23 protein-coding genes are annotated in these 23,354 nt (G+C 69.9%); 5 read left to right on the top strand and 18 right to left on the bottom strand.

What is annotated here, in order from left to right:
* Position 1 precedes the first annotated feature (1 nt).
* Both KF837_24410 and KF837_24405 read right to left on the bottom strand, forming a co-directional pair.
* Positions 2 to 1,072 carry an alpha/beta hydrolase gene (locus KF837_24410; protein MBX3230488.1) on the bottom strand — a complete coding sequence of 357 codons (1,071 nt, stop codon included), beginning with the start codon at positions 1,070 to 1,072 and terminating at the stop codon, positions 2 to 4.
* A 120-nt stretch (positions 1,073 to 1,192) separates the two neighbouring features.
* Positions 1,193 to 3,031, bottom strand: a complete 1,839-nt coding sequence (locus tag KF837_24405; protein ID MBX3230487.1) for a protein kinase — start codon at positions 3,029 to 3,031, stop codon at positions 1,193 to 1,195.
* Positions 3,032 to 3,161: 130 nt separating this feature from the next.
* Here KF837_24405 and KF837_24400 point away from each other — a divergent pair, with 130 nt between their 5' ends.
* The gene (locus KF837_24400; GenBank protein MBX3230486.1) at positions 3,162 to 3,812 is read left to right on the top strand and encodes a CDP-alcohol phosphatidyltransferase family protein; all 651 of its coding nucleotides are present in this window, start codon (positions 3,162 to 3,164) and stop codon (positions 3,810 to 3,812) included.
* Between the two features lie 3 nt (positions 3,813 to 3,815).
* Entirely contained in the window at positions 3,816 to 4,454 is a 639-nt protein-coding gene (locus tag KF837_24395; protein ID MBX3230485.1) for a zf-TFIIB domain-containing protein, read from the top strand.
* A gap of 1 nt (position 4,455) precedes the next feature.
* Here the strand turns inward: KF837_24395 and KF837_24390 are convergent, their stop codons facing one another.
* Positions 4,456 to 5,340 (bottom strand): phosphotransferase, encoded by an 885-nt coding sequence (locus tag KF837_24390; GenBank protein MBX3230484.1) that lies wholly within the window; start codon positions 5,338 to 5,340, stop codon positions 4,456 to 4,458.
* A gap of 55 nt (positions 5,341 to 5,395) precedes the next feature.
* Here KF837_24390 and KF837_24385 point away from each other — a divergent pair, with 55 nt between their 5' ends.
* Positions 5,396 to 6,001, top strand: a complete 606-nt coding sequence (locus KF837_24385; GenBank protein MBX3230483.1) for a hypothetical protein — start codon at positions 5,396 to 5,398, stop codon at positions 5,999 to 6,001.
* A gap of 6 nt (positions 6,002 to 6,007) precedes the next feature.
* On the opposite strand, the gene KF837_24380 is transcribed toward KF837_24385, so the two are convergent.
* The 6 genes from KF837_24380 to KF837_24355 all read right to left on the bottom strand — a co-directional run bounded on the left by KF837_24380 (position 6,008) and on the right by KF837_24355 (position 10,414).
* Complete coding sequence (locus tag KF837_24380; GenBank protein ID MBX3230482.1) at positions 6,008 to 6,781, bottom strand: hypothetical protein; 774 nt, start codon at positions 6,779 to 6,781, stop codon at positions 6,008 to 6,010.
* Between the two features lie 82 nt (positions 6,782 to 6,863).
* Positions 6,864 to 7,772: a hypothetical protein gene (locus KF837_24375; protein ID MBX3230481.1), complete on the bottom strand. Its 909-nt coding sequence runs from the start codon at positions 7,770 to 7,772 to the stop codon at positions 6,864 to 6,866.
* A gap of 4 nt (positions 7,773 to 7,776) precedes the next feature.
* Complete coding sequence (locus KF837_24370; GenBank protein ID MBX3230480.1) at positions 7,777 to 8,211, bottom strand: hypothetical protein; 435 nt, start codon at positions 8,209 to 8,211, stop codon at positions 7,777 to 7,779.
* A gap of 14 nt (positions 8,212 to 8,225) precedes the next feature.
* Positions 8,226 to 8,612 (bottom strand): hypothetical protein, encoded by a 387-nt coding sequence (locus KF837_24365; GenBank protein MBX3230479.1) that lies wholly within the window; start codon positions 8,610 to 8,612, stop codon positions 8,226 to 8,228.
* A gap of 275 nt (positions 8,613 to 8,887) precedes the next feature.
* Complete coding sequence (locus KF837_24360) at positions 8,888 to 9,493, bottom strand: hypothetical protein (protein ID MBX3230478.1); 606 nt, start codon at positions 9,491 to 9,493, stop codon at positions 8,888 to 8,890.
* A gap of 60 nt (positions 9,494 to 9,553) precedes the next feature.
* The gene (locus KF837_24355) at positions 9,554 to 10,414 is read right to left on the bottom strand and encodes an SDR family oxidoreductase (GenBank protein MBX3230477.1); all 861 of its coding nucleotides are present in this window, start codon (positions 10,412 to 10,414) and stop codon (positions 9,554 to 9,556) included.
* A 78-nt stretch (positions 10,415 to 10,492) separates the two neighbouring features.
* Here KF837_24355 and KF837_24350 point away from each other — a divergent pair, with 78 nt between their 5' ends.
* A complete protein-coding gene (locus tag KF837_24350; GenBank protein ID MBX3230476.1) occupies positions 10,493 to 11,071 on the top strand; it encodes a hypothetical protein in 579 nt (192 codons plus the stop codon).
* On the opposite strand, the gene KF837_24345 is transcribed toward KF837_24350, so the two are convergent.
* The 7 genes from KF837_24345 to KF837_24315 form a co-directional block, all read right to left on the bottom strand.
* Positions 11,051 to 11,836 carry a homocysteine S-methyltransferase family protein gene (locus tag KF837_24345; GenBank protein ID MBX3230475.1) on the bottom strand — a complete coding sequence of 262 codons (786 nt, stop codon included), beginning with the start codon at positions 11,834 to 11,836 and terminating at the stop codon, positions 11,051 to 11,053. The two genes, KF837_24350 and KF837_24345, sit on opposite strands and share 21 nt — an antisense overlap.
* Before the next feature lie 205 nt (positions 11,837 to 12,041).
* Positions 12,042 to 12,410, bottom strand: a complete 369-nt coding sequence (locus tag KF837_24340) for a hypothetical protein (protein ID MBX3230474.1) — start codon at positions 12,408 to 12,410, stop codon at positions 12,042 to 12,044.
* Positions 12,411 to 12,476: 66 nt separating this feature from the next.
* Positions 12,477 to 13,097 carry a hypothetical protein gene (locus tag KF837_24335; GenBank protein MBX3230473.1) on the bottom strand — a complete coding sequence of 207 codons (621 nt, stop codon included), beginning with the start codon at positions 13,095 to 13,097 and terminating at the stop codon, positions 12,477 to 12,479.
* Positions 13,094 to 13,909 carry a hypothetical protein gene (locus KF837_24330; GenBank protein MBX3230472.1) on the bottom strand — a complete coding sequence of 272 codons (816 nt, stop codon included), beginning with the start codon at positions 13,907 to 13,909 and terminating at the stop codon, positions 13,094 to 13,096. The genes KF837_24335 and KF837_24330 overlap by 4 nt, the downstream gene beginning before the upstream one ends.
* 125 nt (positions 13,910 to 14,034) lie before the next feature.
* Positions 14,035 to 14,790, bottom strand: a complete 756-nt coding sequence (locus KF837_24325) for a hypothetical protein (protein MBX3230471.1) — start codon at positions 14,788 to 14,790, stop codon at positions 14,035 to 14,037.
* A gap of 145 nt (positions 14,791 to 14,935) precedes the next feature.
* Positions 14,936 to 15,823, bottom strand: a complete 888-nt coding sequence (locus KF837_24320; GenBank protein ID MBX3230470.1) for a hypothetical protein — start codon at positions 15,821 to 15,823, stop codon at positions 14,936 to 14,938.
* 141 nt (positions 15,824 to 15,964) lie between these two features.
* Positions 15,965 to 16,558, bottom strand: coding sequence for a Uma2 family endonuclease (locus KF837_24315; protein MBX3230469.1), 594 nt, complete (start codon positions 16,556 to 16,558; stop codon positions 15,965 to 15,967).
* 297 nt (positions 16,559 to 16,855) lie between these two features.
* Here KF837_24315 and KF837_24310 point away from each other — a divergent pair, with 297 nt between their 5' ends.
* Positions 16,856 to 18,637: a serine/threonine protein kinase gene (locus KF837_24310; protein MBX3230468.1), complete on the top strand. Its 1,782-nt coding sequence runs from the start codon at positions 16,856 to 16,858 to the stop codon at positions 18,635 to 18,637.
* Between the two features lie 5 nt (positions 18,638 to 18,642).
* On the opposite strand, the gene KF837_24305 is transcribed toward KF837_24310, so the two are convergent.
* Both KF837_24305 and KF837_24300 read right to left on the bottom strand, forming a co-directional pair.
* A complete protein-coding gene (locus tag KF837_24305) occupies positions 18,643 to 20,718 on the bottom strand; it encodes an ABC transporter ATP-binding protein (GenBank protein MBX3230467.1) in 2,076 nt (691 codons plus the stop codon).
* The gene (locus KF837_24300; protein ID MBX3230466.1) at positions 20,703 to 23,348 is read right to left on the bottom strand and encodes an ATP-binding cassette domain-containing protein; all 2,646 of its coding nucleotides are present in this window, start codon (positions 23,346 to 23,348) and stop codon (positions 20,703 to 20,705) included. Before KF837_24300 ends, KF837_24305 begins: the two co-directional genes overlap by 16 nt.
* Positions 23,349 to 23,354 lie beyond the last annotated feature (6 nt).

The following is a 23,354-nucleotide window of genomic DNA, read 5'->3' as shown; positions in this document are numbered from 1 at the left end:
GCTACGCTTGCGGCGGGACGAGCTTCGCGACGAAGTCGTGGAGCGCGCGGTTCGCGATCTCGCTGCGCACCAGCAGCGCGAAGTGCCCGGCGTCGAGCGCGACCAGCTTCGCGCGCGGGTGACGCGCCGCGTACGCGCTCGCCTCCCAGAACCCCACCATCTCGTCGTGGCGTCCATGGATGAGGAGCGCGGGCACGCCCGCGTCGGACGCGGCCGGATCCGCGCCCGACACGAGGACGAGACCGGCGAGCTGTCCGCGCAGCCGCGGCGCGAGGTGGGACGCGCCGTAGCCGCCGTTCGAGAGCCCCGCGAGCACGATCGTCGTGACGCCGCGCGCGCGCAGCGCCTCGATCGTGCGGCGCACGGTGGCCTCTCCGTTCTTCGATCCCCAGTCGCCGATCCAGCGCGTGGAGGGGCACGCCGTCAGGACGCCGAGCGGCGAGACCGCCTCCGCGACCTGCCAGCACGGGAGCGAGAAGTTGCCGGCGTAGCCGTGGAGGAAGATCACCGCGCTCGTCGGGCGCGGGCTCGCGCGCGGCTCGATCACCACCGTGTCGAACGCGTCGGGGCTCTGCATGCCGAGGTACGTCGCGACGACCGGCGAAGGCACGTCGCCTTCTTGCGCGTGCATCTTCGAGTACGCCTCGCGCATCGCGGTCGGGACCTCGGCCGCGTCGTCCACGAGCACGCCGCTCGCGAAGAGCACGCGCGCGCCGGGGAGCGCGAGGTCGCGCTCGTCGACGACGCGATCGACGAAGCGCGCGTCGGGCGAGAAGTGGAGCGTCGCGCCTTCTCCGGCGGTGCAGCCGCGGACGAGCGCGATCGCGAAGAGCGCCACCACCGCGCCGCGCGAGATGCCGCGCGGCCACGTCCGCCCGAAGACGCGCCGCTCCTGCCTCTCGCCGGTGGGCAGCGTCATGAGCCCGCCGAGGAGGAGCCCGAGGCCGGCGAGGTACGCGACGCCGGACCACGTCGGCGATCCCGTGAGCATCAGGAGGACGACGCAGAGGTACGGCAACGCCGCGAACCACGCGCCGATCTTCACGAGCACCTTCAGCGCCGCGTTCGCCATCCGCTTCTCCCGCCGGGATCGATAGGGATGAGATGCTCGTGAAACAACCGGGCTTGGGTCGAGCGGTCGCGCGCGCGATGCGGACGGTCTTCCCCGACGCTCGGCCGTCGCTCCGTCGCTTCAGTAGCGGTCGTCGATGGGACCGACGCGCGGCGTCGCGGGGGCGGCGGCGTCGGTCCGGGGCGGAGCGGCCACCGGTGGAGGCGGTGGAGGTGGTGCAGGTGGGGGAGCGACCACCGGCGACGACGGAGCGGTCAACGGCGGGACCGCGTCCGAGGGCTTCGTCACGAGGAGCGGCGGGTCGGGCGTCTTCGGGGCGCGGCTCAGCACCGCGAAGCCGATCGCGACGATCGCGATCGCGATCGCGGTGGCGGACACGGCCCAGGGCAACATCGACGCGCGCGGCGGATGGATGCGCGCGGTCGGCGCCTGCACGCGCGGGATCGCCGCGAGCTCGTCGCTCGGCGCTGCGCCGAGCGTGGGCGGCCGCGGCTTCATCGATCCCGACGCGGCGGGCGGACCGCTCGGATGCGCGGCGACCGCCTGCATCGACCCGCTCGGACGCGGCGCGGGCGCGACCGCCTGCATCGACCCGCTCGGACGTGGGGCGGGCGCGACCGCCTGCATCGACCCGCTCGCGCGTGACGGCGTCACCGCCTGGTAGGAGCCGCTGATGCGTGGGGTCGAGCCGCGAAGGTCGATGTTCATCACCGACGTGTGCTCCTCGGGCGTGGGCGGCATGACGCGCGTCGCGTGGAGCTGCGTCGTCTCCTCGATCGCCTCCGGCATCACGGGCGGGGGCGAGCCGCCGGTCTCGATCACGTTGCGGAGCGCGCTCCAGCCCGCACCGCTCGGCGCCGGCGGCGCGTCGTTCGTCACCGGCGTGACGCGATCGCGCGTCTGCGTGGTCTCGCCCTCGGAGAAGGCATCGTCGATGTCGGCGAGGTTCCGGTCGGTCCGCGTCTGCTCCTCCTCCTCGATCACGCGCGGCACGCGCGGCGTGTCGTCGCCGAGGACCGGGACGCCGACCAGCGTCAGCTCGTCCGCGCGCGGCAGGTCGGGTCGCTCCTCGCCGAAGAGCGTGCGCGACGTCGCGCAGATCGCGTCGCGCATCGCGGCCGCGTTCGGCCAGCGCAGGTCCTTGTCGTGCGTGAGCGCGCGATCGACCAGCGCGGCGAGCGCCGGATGCGCGCCGGGCAGCACCCCCGCGAGCGAACGCGCCGGCTCCATCGCCGCGAGCATGACGATGTGCTGCGCGCTCTCGCCCTCGTGCACGATCGCGCCGGAGAGGAGCGTGAACATCGTCGCCCCCACCGACCAGAGGTCCGTGCGCTCGTCGATCTGACTGACGCGACCGCTCGCCTGCTCCGGGGGCATGAACGCCGGCGTCCCGAAGACCATGCCGGTGTGGGTGTCCTTCGATCGCGTGAGGGTCGTCAGCTGCGCGAGCCCGAAGTCGAGGATCTTGAGCTGCCCCTCGCTCGTGAGGAACAGGTTCTCCGGCTTGATGTCGCGATGGACGATCCCGTTCTCGTGCGCGGCGACGAGGACCTCGCAGACCTCGCGCGCGATCGCGAGGACGATCGGCGCGGAGAGACGGCGGCCGCTCCGCTCCCAGAGGCGCTCGACGACCTGCCCCTCGAGCAGCTCCATCACGAGGAACGCCGAGCCGTCGTCGTCGACGTCGTCGTCGATGACCGCGACCGCGCCGGGGTGGCCCACCGCGTTCGCGACCTGACCTTCGCGCCGGAACCGCGTGCGGAGGTCGCCGCGGATCGAGAGCTCGGGGTGGAGGACCTTCAGCGCGACGCGGCGGCCGTTGCGGTGGGTCGCGGAGTAGACGCACGCCATCCCGCCCACGCCGAGGAGCGACTCGACGCGGTACTTGTCCTTGACCATCGCGCCGACGCGGCGCCGCGCCCACTCGATGAAGTCCGCGTCCCCGCCCGTGCCGGTCATGCCTCGGGCGTGAGCCTACTACCAACGTCGATTCGTCACCCACCGCCGTGATCCGAGGCCTCTTCGTCTCATGCGATCCGCGGGTACACTGTTCAGCAGGTGGGGCGATGAATACTCTCGACGAGCGAGCATGGGCACGACGACGACGGACGCGCCGGCGAAGGCCGAGAAGAAGAAGCCGTTCTCGCTCATCCGCTCCTTCGCGCTCGCCGACGTCATCACGCTCGGCAACGCGTTCTCCGGCATGGGCGCGATCCTCGCGGCGATGGGCTACGTCGCCTCCGCGGACCGCACGCTCATCTGGGTGGCGCTCGTCCTCCTCCCGGTCGCGCTCGTCTGCGACGCGATGGACGGCGCGGTCGCGCGCTGGCGCCGGAAGTCGTCGCCGCTCGGCGCCGATCTCGACTCGCTCGCGGACATCGTGTCGTTCGGCGTCGCGCCGGCGACGCTCGGCTTCGCGCTCGGCCTCCGCGGCGGCTGGGACGCGGTCGTCCTCTGCTACTTCGTCGCGTGCGGCATCGGCCGCCTCGCGCGCTACAACGTGACCGCGGCCTCGCTCTCGGACGAGAGCGGCAAGGTGAAGTACTACGAAGGGACGCCGATCCCCTCGAGCCTCCTCCTCGTCATGATCTTCGGCGTCGCGTTCGGCACCGGCGCGGTGCACGAGGACCTGTGGCTCGGCGCGGTGGCGCTCGGTCCGTGGATCGTGCATCCGCTCGTCGCGCTGTACGCGATCAGCGGGTCGTTCATGATCAGCACCATCCGCATCCCGAAGCCGTAGCGCGTGTACCGGACGCCGGGGGTTCGGACGAGCAGCGAGCGCCAGCGCTGCCTCTACTGCGGGCGAGAGCAGCGCCCCGGCGAGGAGTGCGTGCCGTGCCGCATCCTCGTGCCGCCGGCGGCGAGCGCGCACTACCGCGCGACGCTCTGCGCGCGCTGCGGGAACCCCAACCTCACGCGCCTCGCGCTCGGACCGAACGACGCGGAGGTCGATCATTGCCTCGGGTGCCGCGGCGCCTTCGTGAGCTCGGGCGCGTGGACGGCGCTCCTCGACGCGATCGCCGCCGGCGAGGCGCTCGACCTCGCGCGCTTCGGCGAGCGCGTGGAGTCGCCCTTCCCGCTCGTCCGCTGCCCGGTGTGTCGCTACGAGATGGAGCGCGCGCGCTTCGCGGGGACGAGCGCCGTCGTCATCGACGTGTGCAACCAGCACGGCACGTGGCTCGATCGCGGCGAGCTCCCCGCCCTCGCCGCCTTCCTCCGCGGCGCGCCGGACGCGCAGGCCTCGCCGGCGGGGACGAGCGACGAGGAGGTCGAGCGGTACATCATGCGCGAGCTCGTCCGCGCGGAGATCACGCGCGACAAGGCGCTCTACGACGCGCTCCACGCCCGCCTCGCCACGCTGCGGCGCTCGCGACGCTGGTGATTCAGAGCCGCCGGAGGATCGTCGCGACCGCGCCCTGCGCCGCCCGATCCGCGCGCCAGTGCTCGCGCGCCCAACCCGCGAGGAAGCGCGCGTAGTCGGCGTAGGCGATCGGATAGAGCGCGCGCCACTCGGCCTCGAGCGCGCCGGCGTCGACGGCGGGCTGCGCCGCGCGGAGGTGCGCGAAGTAGGCGTCGAGCGCGCGGCCCGGCTCCGGCTCGTCGAGGAGGTACGCGACGTCGCTCATCCCGCAGCCGCCGCCGGCGTACTGGAAGTCGAGCGCGGCGACCGCGCCGTCGTCCGCGAAGCAGAAGTTCGCGGGCTTCGCGTCGCCGTGGACGATCGTCTGGAAGCGCGCGCCGCGGAGGAGCCGATCGAGGATCGGCGCGGCGCGGCGAAGCGCGGCGTCGTCGATCGCGCGGAGCTCGTCGGGCCGCGTCGCGAGGTGCCAGTACGTGCCGGTCTCCCAGAGCCCCGCCGGCGCCACGCCGACGAAGCGCGCGTGGAGGCGCGCGAGCCAGGCGAGACATGCGTCGAGCTCGGAGGCGGAGAGGCGGCGCCGCCGCCCGGCGAAGCCCGCCGCGTCGAGGTCCTCGAGGACGAAGACCCATCGGCCGCCGCCCGCGCGCGCGTCGCGGAGCGCGGGCACGCGGCTCGGGCAGCGCGCAGCGTAGTCGCGGTACCAGACGTGCTCGACGTCGTACGAGCGGCACCGCCGCGCGTGCGCGACGTCGTTCGCGCGCGCGGGGGCGCGGGCCCACTTCACGATCGCGGTGGTGCCGTCGTCGAGGTGGGCGCGGACGATCTCGCCGTAGCCGCTCCACAAGGACTGCACCCGCTCGGTCTCGACGACCCGGCCGGCGAGCACACCGAGATCGACGGCGTCCACGCCGCACGCTTATCAGGCTTTGAGCGGTTCCCACCTGTGTTATGGCGAGAGAGGCATGACTGAACTCCAAGTGCTCCTCGATCGCCACGTCGCCGCGCTGACCCAGGCGATCCTCGAGTCGATCAAGGAGCTCTCGATCGACGACTTCGCCGCCCTGAGCGAAGACGCGCCGCCGGCGCCGAAGCCGACCACGGCCACGATCACGTCCGCCGCGCTCGACGACGTCCTCGCGCTGCTGTCGTCGCATCAGAGCGGCCTCCGCAGCGAGCAGATCCGCGCCGCGCTCGGGATCGAGAAGCGCGCGCTGCAGCGGCTGATCGCGGACGGGCTCGAGGGCGGCGCGATCGTGAAGAGCGGCCAGCGCCGCGCGACGCTCTACTTCGCGCGGACCCCCACCCGGCCCGCCGCGGAGCCCGCCGCCCCCGCGCTGTCGGAGACCGAGACGTCGATCCTCGAGCACCTCAACGAGGCGGGGCCGAAGGGCTCGAACCTCAAGGCGTGGATCATCTCGACGCACGGCGAGCTCGAGGCGGAGGAGCACGCGCGCTTCGAGCGCGAGGGCCTCGCCGCCTTCGAGGCGCTCGAGACGCGCGGCACGATCACGAGCCGCTTCGGCGGACCCGCGCGCGGAACGGTCTACGCGCTCGCGCCCGCGAGCTGACCCGCGTCAGCGCTGCGCTTCGCCCTTCATCGCGCAGAGCGAGAGGCACGACAGGAGGCCGGTGCCACACCACCCGCCGTCGTGCTGCTTCCGGCACTTCGCCTTGCATGCCGCGGCGGCAGCGGGTGTCGTCGGGCGCTGCGCGTCGATCGCAGCGCGCGACTTCACCGCGGCGCGCCGATCGTCGCAGACGCCGTAACACTCGTCGGCCCAGCGCTCCGTCTCGACCGGCCGCACCGTCGCCGACATCTTCTTCACGAACGCCTTGCACGCGTCGAAGCCGCTCTTCGCCGCGAAGCACTGGTCCGCCGCCTTCATCGCCGCCGCCTCGAGCTGAGGCAGACGGCGCTTTCGACAGCGCTCCTCGCAGTGGTACGTGAGCGCGGTCGTGACCTGCTCGACGCTCGACGTCGGTCCGCCGAGGAAGAGGAGCGAGTCGATGCGCGCGCCCTCGGTGCTCACGATCGCGTGGTCCGCGTAGTACGCTTGGAAGTCGGTCGCGAACGATTCGAACTGCTCCGCCTTGCAGACGTTCTCCGGCTCGAGCCAATCCCGCTCGCAGCGCTCGGCGATCGCCTCGAGCTTCTGCTCCGACGCGAGCACCGCGTCGTCGGCGCGCTCGCGCACGGCGGGATCTTCCGGCGGCGGCGCCGGCGCGGGCGGCAGGACCGCGACCTCGGGAGCGTCGGGCGGCGGAGGTGGAGGCGCGAGGTGAACCGGCGCGCCGGCGGCGGCGCAGCCGGCGAGGGTGAACGCGATGGCGGCGACGCGGACTCTCATCAAGCCGTTCCTGACACCTGCTCCTGACGATACGCCCTCCCCGCGCATTCACGCCACCCTCGACGGCAAGACGCTGCTCCGCTCAGGCGCTGCCGGCGCGCACCATCCGCTCGAGGAGGGCGTCGACCTCGGCGGACGGTAGGGTCCGCTGGTCGTCGAGCGCGCCGTTCATCCACGGGAACACCGCGTGCGCGTTCCATCCGCGCTGGATGGAGCTCGGACCGAGGAGGACGACGCGCTCGCCCTCGAACGAGGCGATGTCGGCGGGCACGCCCTCGTTCCAGATCCACGTGCGTCCGTGATCGGTGGTGTCGAGCTCGCCGCCGGGGCGAAGCGCGGACCAGTTCGCGAGCTGCCAGTCGCTCGTGACCGATCCGCCGCGCGGCACGATGCCGGGGATCCGATCCGGCCCCTCGCCCGCGAGCTGCTCGAGCAAGCGGAGGTGCAGCTCGAAGTTGTCGCCGATCCCGCTCATGCGGAAGCGGAAGCCGCGCCGCGACTTCGGGTGCAAGACGAGGAGCGGCTCGTCGTCGAGCACCTGCACGATCTTCCCGAGGAACCCGTAGCGCTCCTGATACCGCTTCAGCTTCGCGGCGAGGGCGGGCTTCTGCGGGAGCGTGCGGCGCAGCTCCGGCGAGCGACCGAGCGCGGCGGCGATCGCGCGCTCGGCTTGATGGAACGCCTCGGACAGCTCGCGCGGATCGGCGGGGCCCTCGATCGACTCGAGCTGCGCGAGCGCGTGATCGAACACCGATCGCGGGAAGCGACGCGGATCGGCGCCGCGTTCGACGAGCGCGCCCGCGAGCAGCGCGAGCGAGCCGACGCGCTCGAGCGGGTACTTGCCGATCCGCTCGTCGAGGCTGTCGATCATCTGGTCGAGCACCTCACGGTCGGCGTCGCGCGCGAGCTGGAAGAATGCGCCGACGATCTCGTCGATGGGCTCGCCGCCCGCGAGCGCGTCGTCGAGTGCCTCGAGGATGTTCTCCGCCATGGGCTCAGCGTGCCACGATCTTGCCGCGCTCGCTCGACACGATCGGCACACCCGAGCCGAAGATCGTGAGCTCCGCTTCGTCGCCGCGGAGCACGAAGCGGCCGCCGGCGAAGACGCCCTCGGTGAGCTCGAACCGCCGCTCGCCGCTGCTGCTGCTCCCGCTCCCGCTCCCGCTCTCGCGGCCCTCGATGCGCGTGCGCGCCTCCCCTTCTCCGATCGGCGTGAGCACGACGTGGTCGCCGTCGATCGCGATCGTCCAGCGCTCGGCCGGCGCCACCACCTGGTAGCTCGCGGCGGGGAGGTCGGTGCTCGGCGACGGCGGCTGCCGTGCGCGATCGAACGTGCGATCCACGACGAGCACGGAGCGCGGCGTCGAGGACGACGGCGCGCTCGACCCGGCGCACGCGGCGAGGGCCAGGACGGCGAAGGCGAGCTTCATCCCCCGAAGCGTAGCTAGTTCGCGGCGACGACGTCGGGGACGCGGCTGATCGCGTTCGAGAGCGCGATGAGGGCGACGCGCTCGCGCTGGTCGCCGCGGGCGTTCGCGGTGGCGGAGGCGGTGCCCGCGGCGGTGCCGAGGATGTGCCCCTTCTTGCGATCGCTCACCGCGATGCTGATCGCGCACGTCGTCGGATCGTTCTTCGTCTCGATGATCGAGAGCGCGATGGTGACGGGGCGGCGGACCTGCTTCGGATCGATCGTCTTGATCGCCTCCACCATCGCCGCGCGGAGCGTCGCGCGATCGATGCCCGCGTCGTCCGCCGGCTGCGCGATCGTCGAGATCGTGATCGGCTCCGCCGCCGCTGCGGCCGCGTTGCTGACGCCCGGCGAGAACGTCATCGCTGCCGCACATACGAAGAGAGCTGCGAAGCGCTTGAGCATCTGCCCGCCGCATGAGCAATCGGTGGACCACTCTTGCCTACATCGCAAGTGCGTGAAACGTCGACCATAGCGACGACCGCGCACCTCAGATCACAGCGGACGCCGGTCCTCGCTGAGGACTCTGCTTCGGCGAAGTGATGGAAACGGTTCGTAAAATCGACGTCGCAGGAGATCGTTCTGGCGTGCACGGTCGCGGGTGCTACGGGAGCTTCGCGCCTCGCTCGCTATCGCTACTACGGCGTCGACGTGCAGCGGAAGGAGCCGCGCACCGTAGCGAGGGCGCTCCAGATCGGGCTCGCCGGCGCATGCGGTGAGAGGCTCGCGATCACGACGCGGCGCTCGCCGCACGTGAACGTCTCCGCCTCGAGGTGGAGATCGAGCGTGCGCCGATCGCCGAACGCGTCGATCGTGCGGACCGTTCCACGAAGGCGGCCGTCGGCGCCCTCGGCGATCGTCGCGACGTGGAGGCTCGGATCGGACGGCGCGCCGGTCACCGCGCTCGCGAGCCCGGTGAAGTAGGTGTGGAGATCGGACGCGAAGACCTCCGGTCCGATCGCGGGCGTCCCTTCGAGCACGAACGCGAACGAGTAGGTGAAGTACGTCGGCGACGACGGATCGAAGAAGCGCGGCGCGAAGCGGAGCTCCTCGACGCCGCGGTACGGGATCGAAGGCGCGAAGCCGAGCGGGAACGGGATCGTCTCGGCGCGCCAGCCGTCGGGGATCGGCCAGGAGAAGGCGGGGCCGGTCTCGACCGCGGACGCGGCGGACTCGGCGGCGACGGGCTCCGCGGAGCAGCCGGCGAGGAGGACGAAGGAGAAGGAGAGGAGGAACGAACGCATGCGGACGCAGTACGACGTGGCTCCGTCCTCGTCGAGCGCACGTTGCTCCGAGACTGGTCGCTACGAGCGACCAATCAGCCGGCGGCACTCTTCGCCGAACGGCGCGAGCTCGACACCCGGGAACGTGCGGCGGAACAGCGACACGTCGAGCGACACGTCACGCGGCCGCGGCTCGCCCGGCACCTCGCGCCGCGACGCGCGGACGATCGCGGACGCCTCCACCCCGAGCACGTCGGCGAGGACGACGCCCATCTCCCAGCGGCCGATCCGCTCCGCTCCCGCAAAGTGGAGGAGGCCGGTGAACGACGACGCCGCGATCGCGCGGAGCCCCTCCGCCGCCGTCCGGAGCGAGAGCGGCGTGCGCCACTCGTCGTCGAAGAGGCGCAGCTCCGTCCCGGCGCGGAGCGCGCGCACCTGCGTATCGAAGAACCCGACGCGATCGTTCTTCGACGGACCGAAGAGGAGGCTCACCCGCACCACCGCGCCGTTCGGCGCCGCGAGCGCCGCGCTCTCCGACTCGAGCTTGGTGCGCCCGTAGACCGAGGTCGGCTCCGCGCGCGCGGCTTCGTCGTACGGCGCGCGCTCGCCGTCGAAGACGAGGTCGGTCGACACGTGCACGAGCCGCGTCCTCGTCGCCGCGCACGCGCGCGCGAGGTTGGCGGTCGCGTCGACGTTGATCCGTCGCGCCCGCTCGGGGTCCCGCGCGCAGTCGCTCATCGCCGAGAGCGCAGCGGTGTGGATGACGACGTCGGCGCGCGCGTCTTCGAGCGCACGTGCAGCCGCACGCGGCTCGGCGAGGTCGATCGCCCCCTCGCCGCGCCCCGGCCCCCCAAACGCCACGACGCGATCGCCGCGCTCGGTGAGCGCAGCCACGACCCAACCGCCGAGGAGCCCGGTCGCCCCGGTGACGACGACGTTCATCGTCCCTTCACGTCCCTTCACGTCCCTTCACCGCGTCGAGCTCCATCGCCGCATGCTATTCCGCGTTCGAGCGCCTCCGTGAAGGTGATCTTCCTCGACATCGACGGCGTGTTGAACTCGCAGGCGTGGCTCGACCGCGCCCGCGGCGGGGCCGCGGCGGCGCTCCTCGATCCGTCGCTCGAGGCGAGCTGGCTCGACATGCTCGATCCGGAGTGCGTCGCGCGCCTCGATCGTCTCGCCGCGCGTCACGACGCGAAGGTCGTCATCAGCTCCTCGTGGCGCCTCATGCTCGCGCCGGAGACGATCGCGCGCATGCTCCGCGAGAAGGGCTTCAACGGCGAGGTCATCGGCGCGACGACGCGCCTCGAGGGTCTCGTCCGCGGCAACGTCACGGAGCGCGGCCATCAGATCGCGCACTGGCTCGCCGCGTCCGCGAGCGTCGAGTCTTTCGTCATCCTCGACGACGCGACCGACATGGCTCACCTCGGCGCGCGCCACGTCCACACGTCGTTCGCCGTCGGCCTCACCGACGCGGACGTCGAGCGCGCGAGCGAGCTCCTCGCGCGGGGCTCGGACTCGAGCGCGGGCTCAGGCTCGGACTCGGGCTCGGGCTCGGGGTCGGGGTCGGACTCTGGCTCAGGCTCCGAGCGAGCGTAGCCGCGCGACGTGCGCAGGCCCTGTCCCGCAGCACGCGCCGACGATGCCGGCGCCGGCGCGGACCCACTCGGCGGCGAGCGCGGCGTAGCGATCGGGGGCGACGCCGTAGCCGTTGGCGTACGCGCCGAACGGTGCCCCCACCTTCGCGATGCGCTCGACGTACGAGCGCGTGATCTCCGCGCCGGTGCAGCACACGAGCACCGCCGACGCCCCCGCGGCGACGCAGTCACGCGCGGCCACCTCCATCGCCGCCGGCGTCATGAGCGCGCCATCCGGCCCCGCCGTGAGCGCGACCCACGTCTCGAGCCCCGCCCGGACCGCGCACTCGACGGCGACGCGCGCCTCACCGGCGTGCGGGAACGTCTCGCAGACGACGCGCGAGATCCCTTCTTCGACGAACGCCCGCGCGACGGCGTCGTGAGCGCGGCGCGCCTCATCGCTCGACGGCGAGAGCTCGGGCCGATAGCAGTCCTCGACCGGCGCGATGCTCCCGATCACACGCGAGCCGGCCGCCTCGCGCGCGAGCCGCACCGCTTTCCCCAACAGCACGCGCCACTCCACCGGAAAGACGCCGGGCTGCGTGCGAAACGTATTCGCGCGATGGAGCTCGGCGCCCGCGCGGACGTAGTCCTCGTGGATGCTCCGCACGACATCGGGCGCCGCATCGATCGCGTACGCGCTCCACCCACGCCCTTCCGTCGACACACCACGCCGCTCGAGCTCCGTCCCCATCGGCCCATCGAGCAGCATCAGCGTCACGCCCATCGCGCGGAAGTCTATCCAAGCAACCTCACGCACCGCCCCTCCGCGCGCACGATTCGGGGCGCGCGCGGAAGGGCCGACCGCGCTTTGTGATCTCGCGCGTCCCTTGCCCGGCCGCGGCTGCTAGACCCGCGTGCTCGCGGGCCACCTCCAGCGCGCGCGACCTGCACTCGTTCCACCCGAGGGACGCGACGCTCTCGTTGCTGCGCTATCGCGACACTGCGGCAGGTACCGGTTTGTCGGGAATGAGCGACACTTCGAGTGGCCACCCCCCGACGAACCGGATCCATGCATCAGCGCCCTTCGAGCGCCACTCGATATGAAGGTGGTAACTCCCGATCGTAGGCGGTAGGCGGAGCGCCATCGCGCGCGTCCGCGTGCGTTTCTTGGCCGGCGTCTGCGGGATGTGAACCTCTCCCGGCGTCTCCGCTCCGTCGTCACGACGCCAGAGTATCCGCATCTCGAAGTCGCGATGGAGCTCGTCGTCTGTCACTTCGAAGTACATGTGCATCTCGACGGGAATCGGCTGGCCGAGAGCGTCCTCGGGCACTTGCAGGCTCTCGATGAGCTGCGTCATGCTGAAGTTATTCGTATCGCGATCGAGGGACGACGCTCGACAAATCGCGATGAGGTAACAGTTCATTTACGCGGCCGCGTCGAGTGTCACTTCAGGTGAAGTCTCGAGGTTCATGGTCCCAACGACGTGCATCCTGATTTGGAACGAAAGCGTGGTCGTCGCACCACCAGCAAACGCGATCGAGTACCCGCCAATTTCGAACCCCGGAAGCTCTCTCATCGACGCGGACTCGCAGATGTCGAGCGAGGCGACGGTGCTCTGGGAGTACGGCGCGGCCGAAGCGAGGACAGCCTCAACAGGGCGCACGTGCTCGTTGAAGAGCAGGTCGACCGCCTCAGCCGCACCGACGCCAGCCGTAAACCGCTGCGGCGGACCAAGCCGAACCTCGTTCGCCTCCTTGGCAGCAAACAGCTCCAACTCGCGTAGCGTGCGCGGGTTCTCCCGGCGCAAGCGGGACGCGAGAGCACGAGCAGCCATCGCAACGCGTGCAGCATCCCCCTCGGGCACAACAGGTGCCTCAAGCAGACGGAAGAGGAACTCGTCCGCATCGCGAACTACCACGCCGATGGGCGTTCGGTGCGCGCCGCCACGCCCCGAGCGGTGCTCGATCAAGCTGTAGAGCCGGTCTCCCATCGCGTCTCCCATGGAATGCGCATTGTACATGACGAACGCCAGCGGCGGCTTCACCAACCGCAGGCCTCTCCGATCATCTTCTCCAAAATCGGAGCCACAAACCCTGCTCGTTCGTACAGGAACCCCGCGCATCTCCCGCGAAGCTCGTCGGTCATCGACCATTCGCGAGGCACGGTACTCAGAATCTCCGATGCGTCGTTGCGCGTGAAAGTTTCCAGCTTCGCGGCGAGCGCCTTCACTCCTTCCGTCGTCATCCACCGCTTGAACTCAGGGAATAAGCCAAAAATGCGCTCATCCTTCACGCGCTCAATGGTGAAACACGGCTTGCTCAGCTCCGATCTGCCGCACTTGATGCACTCGGTGAAGTCCATCGCGATCAGCTGGACGCGTCCAGGAGCGTCGCCGTCGGCGAAGAAGACGTTGCGGTGGTTGTGGTGGGGCTCAGGCTCGCGCGGCTCGTAACGATCATGATTTCGCGTCCACGTGTCGAGAACTACGAGAGCAGCCACAACGTCCGGATTCTCCGTGGCTTCGAGCTGCTCTTCGTCGCCACCCCACGTCTGGCCCGACACCTTCCGGCTCGCCAAGCTCGGAGCCTCGGCTCGGCGCACCTTCCGCTGCCCCTTTATCTCGTCGATCAGGCTGAAGTCTCCATGACGGAGAACGTGAAGGTCGAACGTCGGTGCACCAAGCCAGTGAGCGAGCTTGGTGCCGATCAGGTCGCACGCGAGAGCATGCGGACCGCTCTCGCTGTCGGCGAGCTTCACGAACGCAGCACCCGCATCAGTCTCGACGTGCAACGGTCGGGTACTGGTGTTGATGACCTCGTAGATCTCTTCGACCGAGGTCGGCGCCCACTGCCCCATCCCGCCGCCATCTTACGCTGGCGGGCAGCCGCCCGCTGCTTCGTCGACCGGATTGTCACCCGCGCATTGCCTTTCATTGCCGCACACCACGGATCACCGTGACGTTCGTCCTTTGCGCGCGATAGTTACTGCATGTACCGGCCCGCGCGCTCGCGGGCCTCCTCCAGCGCGCGCGTAGCCTCGTCGGTCGCCGCGGCCGCTTCGTCGAGCGCGTCGGACGCGGCGGCGAGCGCCTTCGCCGCCTGCTCGAGCGCTTCCGCCACCTGCGCGAGCGCCTCGTCCGCGGAGATCACGGCGCCGTGCGCCGCGACGAACCACGTCGCGCTCAGGTCGATGCCGGTCGTGTCGTTCGCGTCGAAGCTCTCGCAGAGGCAATGCTCCGCCACCGCGCCGTTGCCGACGACCTTCACGCGACCGAGAGAGACCGCCGCCTGCCCCCTCGTCGCGGACGAGATCCCGAGGATCGTCGTCTTCTTCGTGCTCCCGCGCTCGTTCCACCCGAAGAACGCGACGCTCTCGTTTCCGCGCTCGACCTCGAGGACGTAACGAGCGCCGCGCGCCAGCTTCAGGTCGAACGTTCCGTCGGCCGCGACGACGGCGTCGACGTCGCCGTTCACGTTGACCTGCCCTTTGGGCCCAAGCCGGTGAGCGACGACGTGAAGCTGCGCGTCCCCGTTCGTGACGCCGACGCTCTTCGTCTTCGTCTTCAATCCACCGCCGCTCTCCTCACCGGTGTCGAGCCGCCCGGAGATCGTCTGACGGTCCTCTTCTTGTGTGGTGGTGCCCTCCCCGCCATCCCCTTCCTCGCCCGCGCACCCGACAAGGGCGAAGACGGCAAAGAGAGCGACGGTGGAAGCGATGACAGACGAGCGATGGTTCATGCGAAGACATGAAGCGACGCGCGTGCCCGCCACACCGACCGCAAATCCCCAATCCATTCGCCGCCCATCGCGTCATCACCGACGCCCCCACCCCCCGATCCCGCCCCCACCCCGCGTCACCGCCGACGCGCTGGCGAGTGGCTGCTCATCCGTCGAGGACCTCGTCGATGCTCCGCGCGACAAGGATCCTCTCGAGCCAACGCACGATCTCTTCGTGCGACGCAGCCCGAAGCCGGCCCCCAACCTCGACGCCGAGCGCTCCGAATTTCTTCTCGAGCTGGAGCTCGAGCGTCTCCCGCATCCCCTTCTCCACCCCCTCTTCGCGCCCCTCTTCGCGCCCCTGCGCAACTCCCTGTTCGATGAGCTCGCGCTTCCATTGCTCGACGAATTCTTGGCTGACCATGAGGAATTCTCTCGCTTTTTGGGTTTGACTCTCGCGTGCTTCGGGAAGCAACCGTAGCACGATGTCCAGAGCGAGACCGCGCTCCGGCGCGTCTCGAGGGAGCGCGCGCAGCTCCGCGAACGCGTCGCGCAGCACGCGGCCCGCGCCGAGCAGGCGCAGGAGCAGCGTCTCGCGCGTCGCAGGCAGCTCACCAGCGACCACGAGACGAACGAGGAACCCGGGCGCGCCGCGGTAGACACCTTCCGGCCAGTCGACGTCGCGCACGAAACCGAGCTCACGAAGCGCCTTCGACGGACAGCCACCGCAGAGGAGCCACAGCCGCGGTGCCTCCCTGCGCGACTTCCTCCGGCGACGAAGCTCGATCTGCTTCTGCATGCAACGAAGGACATCCTCGACCGACGGCGCTCGATGAAAGAACTCGAGCAACCCCGGCCCCTCCGCAGCGAGCCGTTCCGCCAGACCAAACGCCGCGAGCTCCCCCAGACGCGCCGGATCGGGCACGTACATGAGGTCGACCCATTGCGACCGCGCACGAACCTCCAGCTGCTCTTTGACCGTTGCGCCATGAGCGAGGATCGCCAACCACGTCTCTTTCGCGAGCTGATCGAAGGGCGTCCCCGTCGTCTTCATGGTTCTCGACGCCACACGCACGCGCCATTCCATCGACCGCAACGAGTGTTCTTGCGCACTTGCCACGTCAGCCACCTGGCACGTGCCGATCAGGGCCAGGCCAGGGGCCACCCCAAGCCCCCATCGTTGACGCGCCGAGCCCTACGTCAGGCGCATGATGCCGTCGACCTGAGTCATCCCTTCATAGACGTCGTCGACGTCCAGTCGGGCCTCGATGGAGCGGAGCGCCAACCTCTCGCCGACGACGGCAAACGTCGTCGTCCAGCTCCCGTCGGGATTGCGGAGATGACTCTCGATCAGCGGCTTCCGATACGAGACGAGGACGTACTCCTTCAAGCTCGAGAGGCTTCGATAGTGCTCGAATTTCCCTCCACGATCGTAGCCCTCGGTGCCCTCCGATAGGACCTCCACGATGAGCGTCGGGTTCGTGACGGAGTCCGGATCCTCGCTGTCGCGTTCGAGCTTCCCGCAGACGACGAACCCGTCCGGATACGTTCCCTTTCCGGAGGGCGTGCGCACGCGGATATCGGGGCTGTCGACGACGCACCCGCAGCTCGACGGGAGGCTCGCCTCGATCCCGCGACGCACACGGGTCCCCATCCGGCCGTGCTCGATCGTACCGCCGGCCATCGCGTAGACCTCGCCGTCGTAGAACTCGTGCTTCGTCTCACTGCTCGCTTCGCGTGCAGCGTATTCGGCGTAGGTGAGCTTCGGCTTCGGAGCCGCGGGGGACATGCTGAAAGCGTAGTCGCTGGAGCGGCTTCTCGGCCAGGGCTCCTCACTCTGCAGAGGGCGGCGCCGTCACGTCCGCATCAGAGCGCGAGCAAGCACGAGACCTTGCTCGATCGAGGCGAGCACACCATCCGGCGGAGGATGCTCGGAAGGAGGTGCGTGCACGACGGGAGCTCGCCGGCCTGCCACCCACGCCCGCGCAGAGGTGCACAAACAGGACGCCCGCGTGGTCGTTCGGTACGATTGGTCATCGTCGTGGGTGGTTCGGAGGACAATGACCGCATCGGTGCGTACCGCGTCATGGAGCGACTCGCCACCAGCGATACGGCGGACGTGCTCCTCGCGAAGGCCGAAGGCCCGATGGGCTTCGAGCGCACCGTCGTCCTGAAGGTCCTCCTGGAACACCTGATGTCCGACGAAGGCAGCGCGGGCGCCTTCGCCCGAGAAGCCGCCGCTTACGCGAGGCTCGCGGACCCGGCCATCGTCACCCTCTACGAGTTCTCGGAGCACCGCGGGCGGCTCGTGATGGCGCTCGAGCACGTCGACGGCGCGCCCCTCGCCGACGTGCTCGCGGTCCTCGCGCAGGCGGGGCGCTCGCTCGACGACAAGACGGCGCTCTACGTCGCGCAGCGGATCTTCGCGGCGCTCGCGACCGCGCACCGCGCGCCGATCATCCACCGCGACGTCAACCCGTCGAACGTCCTCCTGAGCTGGGACGGCGAGGTCAAGCTCACCGACTTCGGCTTCGCGCGCTTCATGGGCGCGACGCACCAGAGCGCGTTCGGGATGATCAAGGGGACCTTCGGGTACATGGCGCCCGAGCAGATCGAGGGCGGCGCGATCACGTCGCGAACGGACATCTACGCGGCGGGGATCGTGCTCTGGGAGCTCCTCACCCATCAGACGGCCTTCGTGCGCGGGCGCCTCTCCGAGATCGAGGCCCTCACGATGATGGCGGAGCCGCAGCTCGCGTCGCTCGACGAGCTCCGCCCCGACCTCCCGCAGCGCCTTCGCAACGCCGTGACGCGGGCCCTGCGCCCGAGATCGGAAGACCGCGACGTCTCGGCGTCCGAGATGGTCTCCATCCTCCGCGGCCTCATTCCGACGGACATCGGACGAGAGAAGCTCGCGACCTGGCTCGAACAGCTCCGCCCCCATCTCGCGGTGGCGTCGGAATCGGAGGCGGAAGAGGAGGACTCGACCGTCTCCGCCTACGAGCCCCCGCGCGCGAGCCGACCCGACGTGCCACGCGCAAAGTCTTCCTCGGGCACGTCCGAGACGGCCTTCTCTCCTCACGTAACGGCGAAGCTCGCAGAGCAGAGTCGCCCCGCGCTCGCCGTCCGCCATGCTCCCGCTCCCATCGAAGAGACGACGCAGGTCATCCCGCAACCGCCTCCGCAGCCTCAGCCTCGCCCTTCCGCGCCCGAGCCGACGTTCGAGCCCGCGCCCGTGACGGCGCCGGTGCCCGCCACGCCGCCAACGCCCGCCGCGCCGCCCCCGTGGAGCCCTCCGGCCGGCGCAGCCACAGCCCAGCCCTCGTGGGCTCCACCGATCATCACGACAGCACCGCCCCAACCGACCGGAGGAAGGCGCACCGGCCTCATCGCCGGCCTCGCCCTAGGCCTCGTCGTGCTCGGAGGCGCAGCCACCGCGATGTTCTTCACATGGCACCGCACGGTCCCCCCCGTCGTTCCACCGGCCACGGCATCGCCGGCAGTCGCGGCATCGAGCGTCCCGACCCCGCCCGAGACGACTGCATCGACTTCGACGTCATCATCGGTAACAACGGTATCCTCGACCCCTCCCGCAGTGAGCGCCTCGGCCCCCCCGCCGCCTCCGACCGCATCATCGGCGCCTCCCCCCGAACCGCCGGCCCCCGCGGTACCTCCCGACATGACGCTCCTTCGCACCGAGGGCTCGAACGTCGGTCGCCGCATCTTCGTCGACGGCCGCTCCGTGGGTCAGACTCCGAGCTCGGTGACGGTAAAATGCGGCCCCCACGAGCTACGCATCGGAAGCTCCGGCGTCGTCAAGCAGATGGACCTGCCGTGTGGTGGTGAGGTCACAGTCACCGATCGATGACCTACTCATCGGTGCGAAATGACCATCAGCGTGCGTCCGAAGCGTTTCACGGCCGCCATCGCCGTCGTCAGCGTCTCGGGATCCAGCGTGCCAAAGCTCTCGTCCAAGATCAGGAGATCGGCGTCTTGCATCACCGCGCGCGCGATGAAGATGCGACTCCGCTCGCCATGGGAGAGCCTCCAGCCCGTGTCGCCGACCACTTGATGGATCCCAGCCGGCATGCGGTCGAGGAGCGGACCCAGCTCGAGCGCCCGGCACACCTCTTCGGCCGACTGGAGCTCGATCGCGGAGGCGGGCCAAGCGCGTCCCATGAGGAGGTTGAAAGCAAGTGTATTTTGAAAAATATGATTTTCATGAAATTGCGGTGAAGAGACGATGTGGCGCCGCCAGACCGAAGGCCTGACGCTCGGCTGATCGATCCCTCGCAACATGACGAGACCAGCCGTGGGCTTGCGAAAGCCCGTCAGCACGGACGCCAGCGTCGACTTGCCTCCGCCGGAGGGACCGGTCACGAGGAGGCGGTCCCCCGACCGGATCTCCAGGTTGAGGCCGTTCAAGACTGGCGGACGGTCCGCCCCGTACGAGTAGCGGAGGCCGGATGCCTGGACGATCACGTCGCCATCGTCGAGCTCGCCTTCGGGGAGCTGCGTTACGTCGGGGTTGCGTGGGACGACCGCCTGCTCGAGGACCCGACGGAGCAGCCGCAGGCTGACGGGCCAGCGGAGCAAGCGTAGCCCGCCGCTGATGAACTGGCCGAGCGCCTGGCTCGCCGCGTACCCGGCGATGAACGGTACGAGATCGAGGCGCATCGTCGGCGCGCCGACCAGGTGACGGAGCTGGAGGAGCACGAGGATGAACAGCCAGACGCGCGGCGCAGCCGTGAGCGCTACCACTCGAAAGTCCATACGCTGGGCCAGCTCGGTGTAGACGTGGAGTGGCTCGTCCTCGCCCTGGTGCCAGTCGCGGCGTTCGAGCTGGATGAGGCGAGTCTGATGCCCCAGGACGCGCTCGACGAAGACGTCTGTCAGCTTCACGCTCGCACGGATCGTCTGCAACGAGATGCGGAAGGTGTCGTAGATGAGCGCAGCGATCAGACCGCAAAAGACCACGAGGACAGCGGCCGCGAGCGCGTCTTGCGTCGTGAGGTAAGCCACCGCCAACGCGACGATCACGAACGTGCTGAGGGCGTGGGCGATGTCGAGCACCGACAGCTGATCGACGACGGCAGACTCTGCGGCGAGCGCGAGGTTGGCGCCGACTCCATCGCGCCGCGCGGAGTCGGTCTCCAGGCGCAGCGCGCCGGCGAGGAGACGTCGCTTGAGGGCGCCGCTGAGCTCGATGTTGAGCTGCCCGACGTTGAGCGCGAGGAGCGCAGTCACACCGGTCTGGAGCGCCATGGCGAGCCCCCACCCGAGGATGCTCGCGCGATCGACCCACCCCGCCATCGCGATTCGAGCGAGCAAGAGGGTGGCGGCCACCGCGACGACGCTCTCGACGATCATGAGCGCCAACGATCCGGAGAGCCGCTTGCCAAACGCCTGGCTCGCGAGCTCCGTCATGAGCGGCTGCTCGGCTGCGACGCGGATCGGAGCGATCATGAAGAACGGCTTGCCTCGAGTCGGAGGTAGCTTCGTGCGAGAGCGTTCGTAAATCTCGCGCGCGACGGGGAACTCGCGGAGGAAGCTCGGGACCTCCGCCGGCGTCTCGAACCGTTCACGGAGGCAGCGCGCCAACTCGCGCACGGGCACGGGCACGAGCGTACCGTCCACCGCGAGCAGCGTGATCCGTCGCGCGTTGCCGCGCACGACGAAGAGCACTCTTTCGGCGGGGACGATCGTGATGAGGCCCGGGGCCAGTCGCTCGAGCGCCGACGGAAGCTCGTCCCCGCTCCCCTCCTCGAGCTCAGCGTCGACGCCCAGGAGCTCGCAGGCCGCCTCGAGCCACGCCGCGTTCGGCTCGCCCAGAGGGAGCACCGCGCTCCGTATCGGCAGGCGCGCCTCCACCGCCAGAGCTGGCAGTCCATCGCGGACCGAAGCCATCGGCCAAAGGAGTGAGTCGAGCGGAATCACCGGCGCGTCCATGTGCCGTCGGCGTCGTTGTCGACGAGCGCGACGCCGGACTGGACCTCGACATAGCGCCACCGACCGCCGCCCCAGACGCGATCTTGGTTGTGCCAGTCGGCCTCGAAGAGATCGCGGAAGCGGCTCGGTCTCTTGAGGAGCTCGGCCGGGACGCCGTCCTCCTTGATTCGGCCGTCCTCGATGACCAGGACCCGATCGAAGCCCTCGGCGTGCTCGACGTCGTGCGTGACGACGAGCAAGGTCTGTCGCGAGAAGGTCTCGCGCACCGTGCGCATCATGCGCGCACGCGCCGAGCGATCGAGCCCCCGAAACGGCTCGTCGAGCAGCGCGAGGCGCGGCGCGGGATTGAGGAGGCCGCGGGCCAGCCGGAGTCGCTGTCCTTCGCCCCCCGAGAGCAGCATGCCGCTGCTCCCGATGCTGGACATCAAGCCGCTCGGCAAGCGCTCGACGACGCCGACGAGATCGGTGACCTCGAGCGCGCTCTGGGTGGAGCGAAAACCCGCGTCGGGGTGCCCGTAAGAGAGGTTGTAGAGGAAGGTGTCGTTCCATAGGAACACGCTGGGATCCAGCCACGCCGTCTGCCGGCGCAGCCGCTCGAGCCGTGCTCGGGTGAGCTCCTCACCATCCACGTAGATCTTCCCCGCCGCCGGAGAGTGGAGCCCGAGGAGCAGGCTGATCAACGTGCTCTTCCCAGCGCCGGAGCGGCCGACGACGGCGATGTGCTCGCCCGGGCGGATGTCGAGACGTACCTCGTCGAGGATGGGCTGCCCGGACGCCATCACCCTGACGTCGTCGAAGCGAAGGCCGACGCCGCCGGCGCGCGACTCCGGCGAAGCGCTCTCTCGAGGCGGCGCCACCGCATTCCGCAGCGGCTCCATCGCGCGACGAAGAGACACGCCGTAGAGCGGAAGCACCTGCACTGCACTGATGATCCCCGCCGCCGCGGCGGGGAGGCGGACTGCCCAGAACATCAGGATGAGGAAGCCGGCTCCGTGTGAGAACGCCGTGACGCCGCGCCAGAGCATCGCGACGATGAAGAGGTACGTCACGCCTTGCTCGAGGAGCATCGTCGCGGTGTGGAAGACCAGCCGCTCGCGTTGCGTCGTCACCCAGGGGATGAGTCGCAGGCGCTGCTCGCGGACGAGCGCCCGCTCGGCGCCGTGCACACGAACCGGGACGCTCCCGAGCAGAGCGTCCTCCATGACGTGGAGGATGCCAGCCTCGTTGGACTGAACCTTGTTCTCGAGCTCCTCCCCCTTGGACCGGACGATCATCGCGAAGATCGCCGAGAACACGGTGGAGCCCACCGCCATGACGGCGATCCAGGGATCGAGCGTCGCCATCGCCGCGACGGTGAAGAGGAGATCGACGCCGCTCCGGAAGGCGCCCTCGAGGACGGAGGGGAGCTCGCGAGCGCCGGGGATACTTTGCACGCGCTGCGCGAGGTCCGAGGTCGGTCGCGATCGGATGAAGGTGTCGTCGAGGCCCGGGAGCGATTCGAAGAGGCCGATCCGGAGCCTCGTCTCGAGCCGACGGCCGATGCGACGAAGGAGGAGAAAGGTCACACATTCGATCGCGAGGAGCCCTCCGAACAGCGTCGCGAGCCAGACGAGCAGACCGACCTTCTGGGTCACTTGCGAGAAGAACGCCGAGCTCGAGAGCGAGGCCCTCACGGTCAGGACCTCGACCAGCGAGACAAGGCCCGAGAGCGCCGCGAGCGCGGCGATGAGCGACATGAGACGCGGGAATGACCGGCCACCGAGGCCTCGCATCATCTGCCAGAGCGAAGGCTCCGGCTCGGCGACGGCGCGGACGAGGCTCTCCGGCACGCCTGCAGCCGGGAGGCGCCCATTGGAGCTCGGGCTCACCGGCGCAGCGTTGGCGAGCAGGATGTTGCCCGTGAGCTGCACCGTGCCGTTGGGCCCTTCACGGATCGACCAGAAGCGCTCGGGGATCTCCTTTGCCCTGCCTTCGTCGCTCGCGGCCTCGAGGGCCTTCTGGAAGAGCGCCCCCGTCCAGCTCGGTCTCCTCGTGCCGACGATCCCCTCGATGAACCGCGCAGCGGCGTCGAGGGCAGCGATAGAACGCCACGTGCCGCTACGCGCCGACGCGAGCGCTTGCACGGCCGCTTGGCGGCCGGCGAGCCGCGTGACGCGATCCAGAAGGCCCTGCGTGAACGAGGACTCCATCGCCCAGGCCACGAAATCGTCCGGGCTGAACGATTGGGTGTGAGACTTGAGCCATCGGAAGAGGCTCCGCTCGTGCATCCAAAGGCGCCCGTGCGCAGGATCCATGACATTCCAGTATTTCCCGATACGTCGCCAGAGGACGACGAAATGGGTCGTGTCACCGGCGGCGACCGTCACGGCGATGGCGGGCAGCCTCTTGCTCGCCTCTTCGAGGACCGACTCCGGCGGCAAGAGGTGCTGGATGCAGTCGATCCCGAGCTGGTTTCCCAGGTCTTCGAGCGCATCGATCGACGTCCCATCGACGTCGGTGTGACACGCCTCGCGGAGCCGCTCGTAAGAGACCGCGAGGCCGACCCCCTTGAGGAAGCAGGCCATCGCCGCGACGCCGCAGTCCATCGACGAGATCTGGACGACCTCCGGCGCGAGGAAGAATCGACCCATCGCAGC

Origin of the sequence: Labilithrix sp. (genome assembly GCA_019637155.1) — a bacterium.
Lineage (GTDB): Bacteria > Myxococcota_A > Polyangia > Polyangiales > Polyangiaceae > Labilithrix.
The sequence above is the reverse complement of the archived record's forward strand: the minus strand, read 5'-3'. Positions and strand labels throughout refer to the sequence as shown.

Coding starts and splice junctions, on each gene's coding strand:
- KF837_24400 (MBX3230486.1), top strand. CDS start 3,162: ATGGGCACGACGACGACGGACGCGCCGGCGAAGGCCGAGAAGAAGAAG.
- KF837_24340 (MBX3230474.1), bottom strand. CDS start 12,410: ATGACGCAGCTCATCGAGAGCCTGCAAGTGCCCGAGGACGCTCTCGGC.
- KF837_24370 (MBX3230480.1), bottom strand. CDS start 8,211: ATGAAGCTCGCCTTCGCCGTCCTGGCCCTCGCCGCGTGCGCCGGGTCG.
- KF837_24325 (MBX3230471.1), bottom strand. CDS start 14,790: ATGAACCATCGCTCGTCTGTCATCGCTTCCACCGTCGCTCTCTTTGCC.
- KF837_24385 (MBX3230483.1), top strand. CDS start 5,396: ATGACTGAACTCCAAGTGCTCCTCGATCGCCACGTCGCCGCGCTGACC.
- KF837_24360 (MBX3230478.1), bottom strand. CDS start 9,493: ATGCGTTCGTTCCTCCTCTCCTTCTCCTTCGTCCTCCTCGCCGGCTGC.
- KF837_24310 (MBX3230468.1), top strand. CDS start 16,856: ATGGAGCGACTCGCCACCAGCGATACGGCGGACGTGCTCCTCGCGAAG.
- KF837_24355 (MBX3230477.1), bottom strand. CDS start 10,414: ATGAACGTCGTCGTCACCGGGGCGACCGGGCTCCTCGGCGGTTGGGTC.
- KF837_24330 (MBX3230472.1), bottom strand. CDS start 13,909: ATGGGGCAGTGGGCGCCGACCTCGGTCGAAGAGATCTACGAGGTCATC.
- KF837_24305 (MBX3230467.1), bottom strand. CDS start 20,718: ATGGACGCGCCGGTGATTCCGCTCGACTCACTCCTTTGGCCGATGGCT.
- KF837_24320 (MBX3230470.1), bottom strand. CDS start 15,823: ATGAAGACGACGGGGACGCCCTTCGATCAGCTCGCGAAAGAGACGTGG.
- KF837_24345 (MBX3230475.1), bottom strand. CDS start 11,836: ATGGGCGTGACGCTGATGCTGCTCGATGGGCCGATGGGGACGGAGCTC.
- KF837_24375 (MBX3230481.1), bottom strand. CDS start 7,772: ATGGCGGAGAACATCCTCGAGGCACTCGACGACGCGCTCGCGGGCGGC.
- KF837_24405 (MBX3230487.1), bottom strand. CDS start 3,031: ATGACCGGCACGGGCGGGGACGCGGACTTCATCGAGTGGGCGCGGCGC.
- KF837_24380 (MBX3230482.1), bottom strand. CDS start 6,781: ATGAGAGTCCGCGTCGCCGCCATCGCGTTCACCCTCGCCGGCTGCGCC.
- KF837_24300 (MBX3230466.1), bottom strand. CDS start 23,348: ATGGGTCGATTCTTCCTCGCGCCGGAGGTCGTCCAGATCTCGTCGATG.
- KF837_24315 (MBX3230469.1), bottom strand. CDS start 16,558: ATGTCCCCCGCGGCTCCGAAGCCGAAGCTCACCTACGCCGAATACGCT.
- KF837_24365 (MBX3230479.1), bottom strand. CDS start 8,612: ATGACGTTCTCGCCGGGCGTCAGCAACGCGGCCGCAGCGGCGGCGGAG.
- KF837_24410 (MBX3230488.1), bottom strand. CDS start 1,072: ATGGCGAACGCGGCGCTGAAGGTGCTCGTGAAGATCGGCGCGTGGTTC.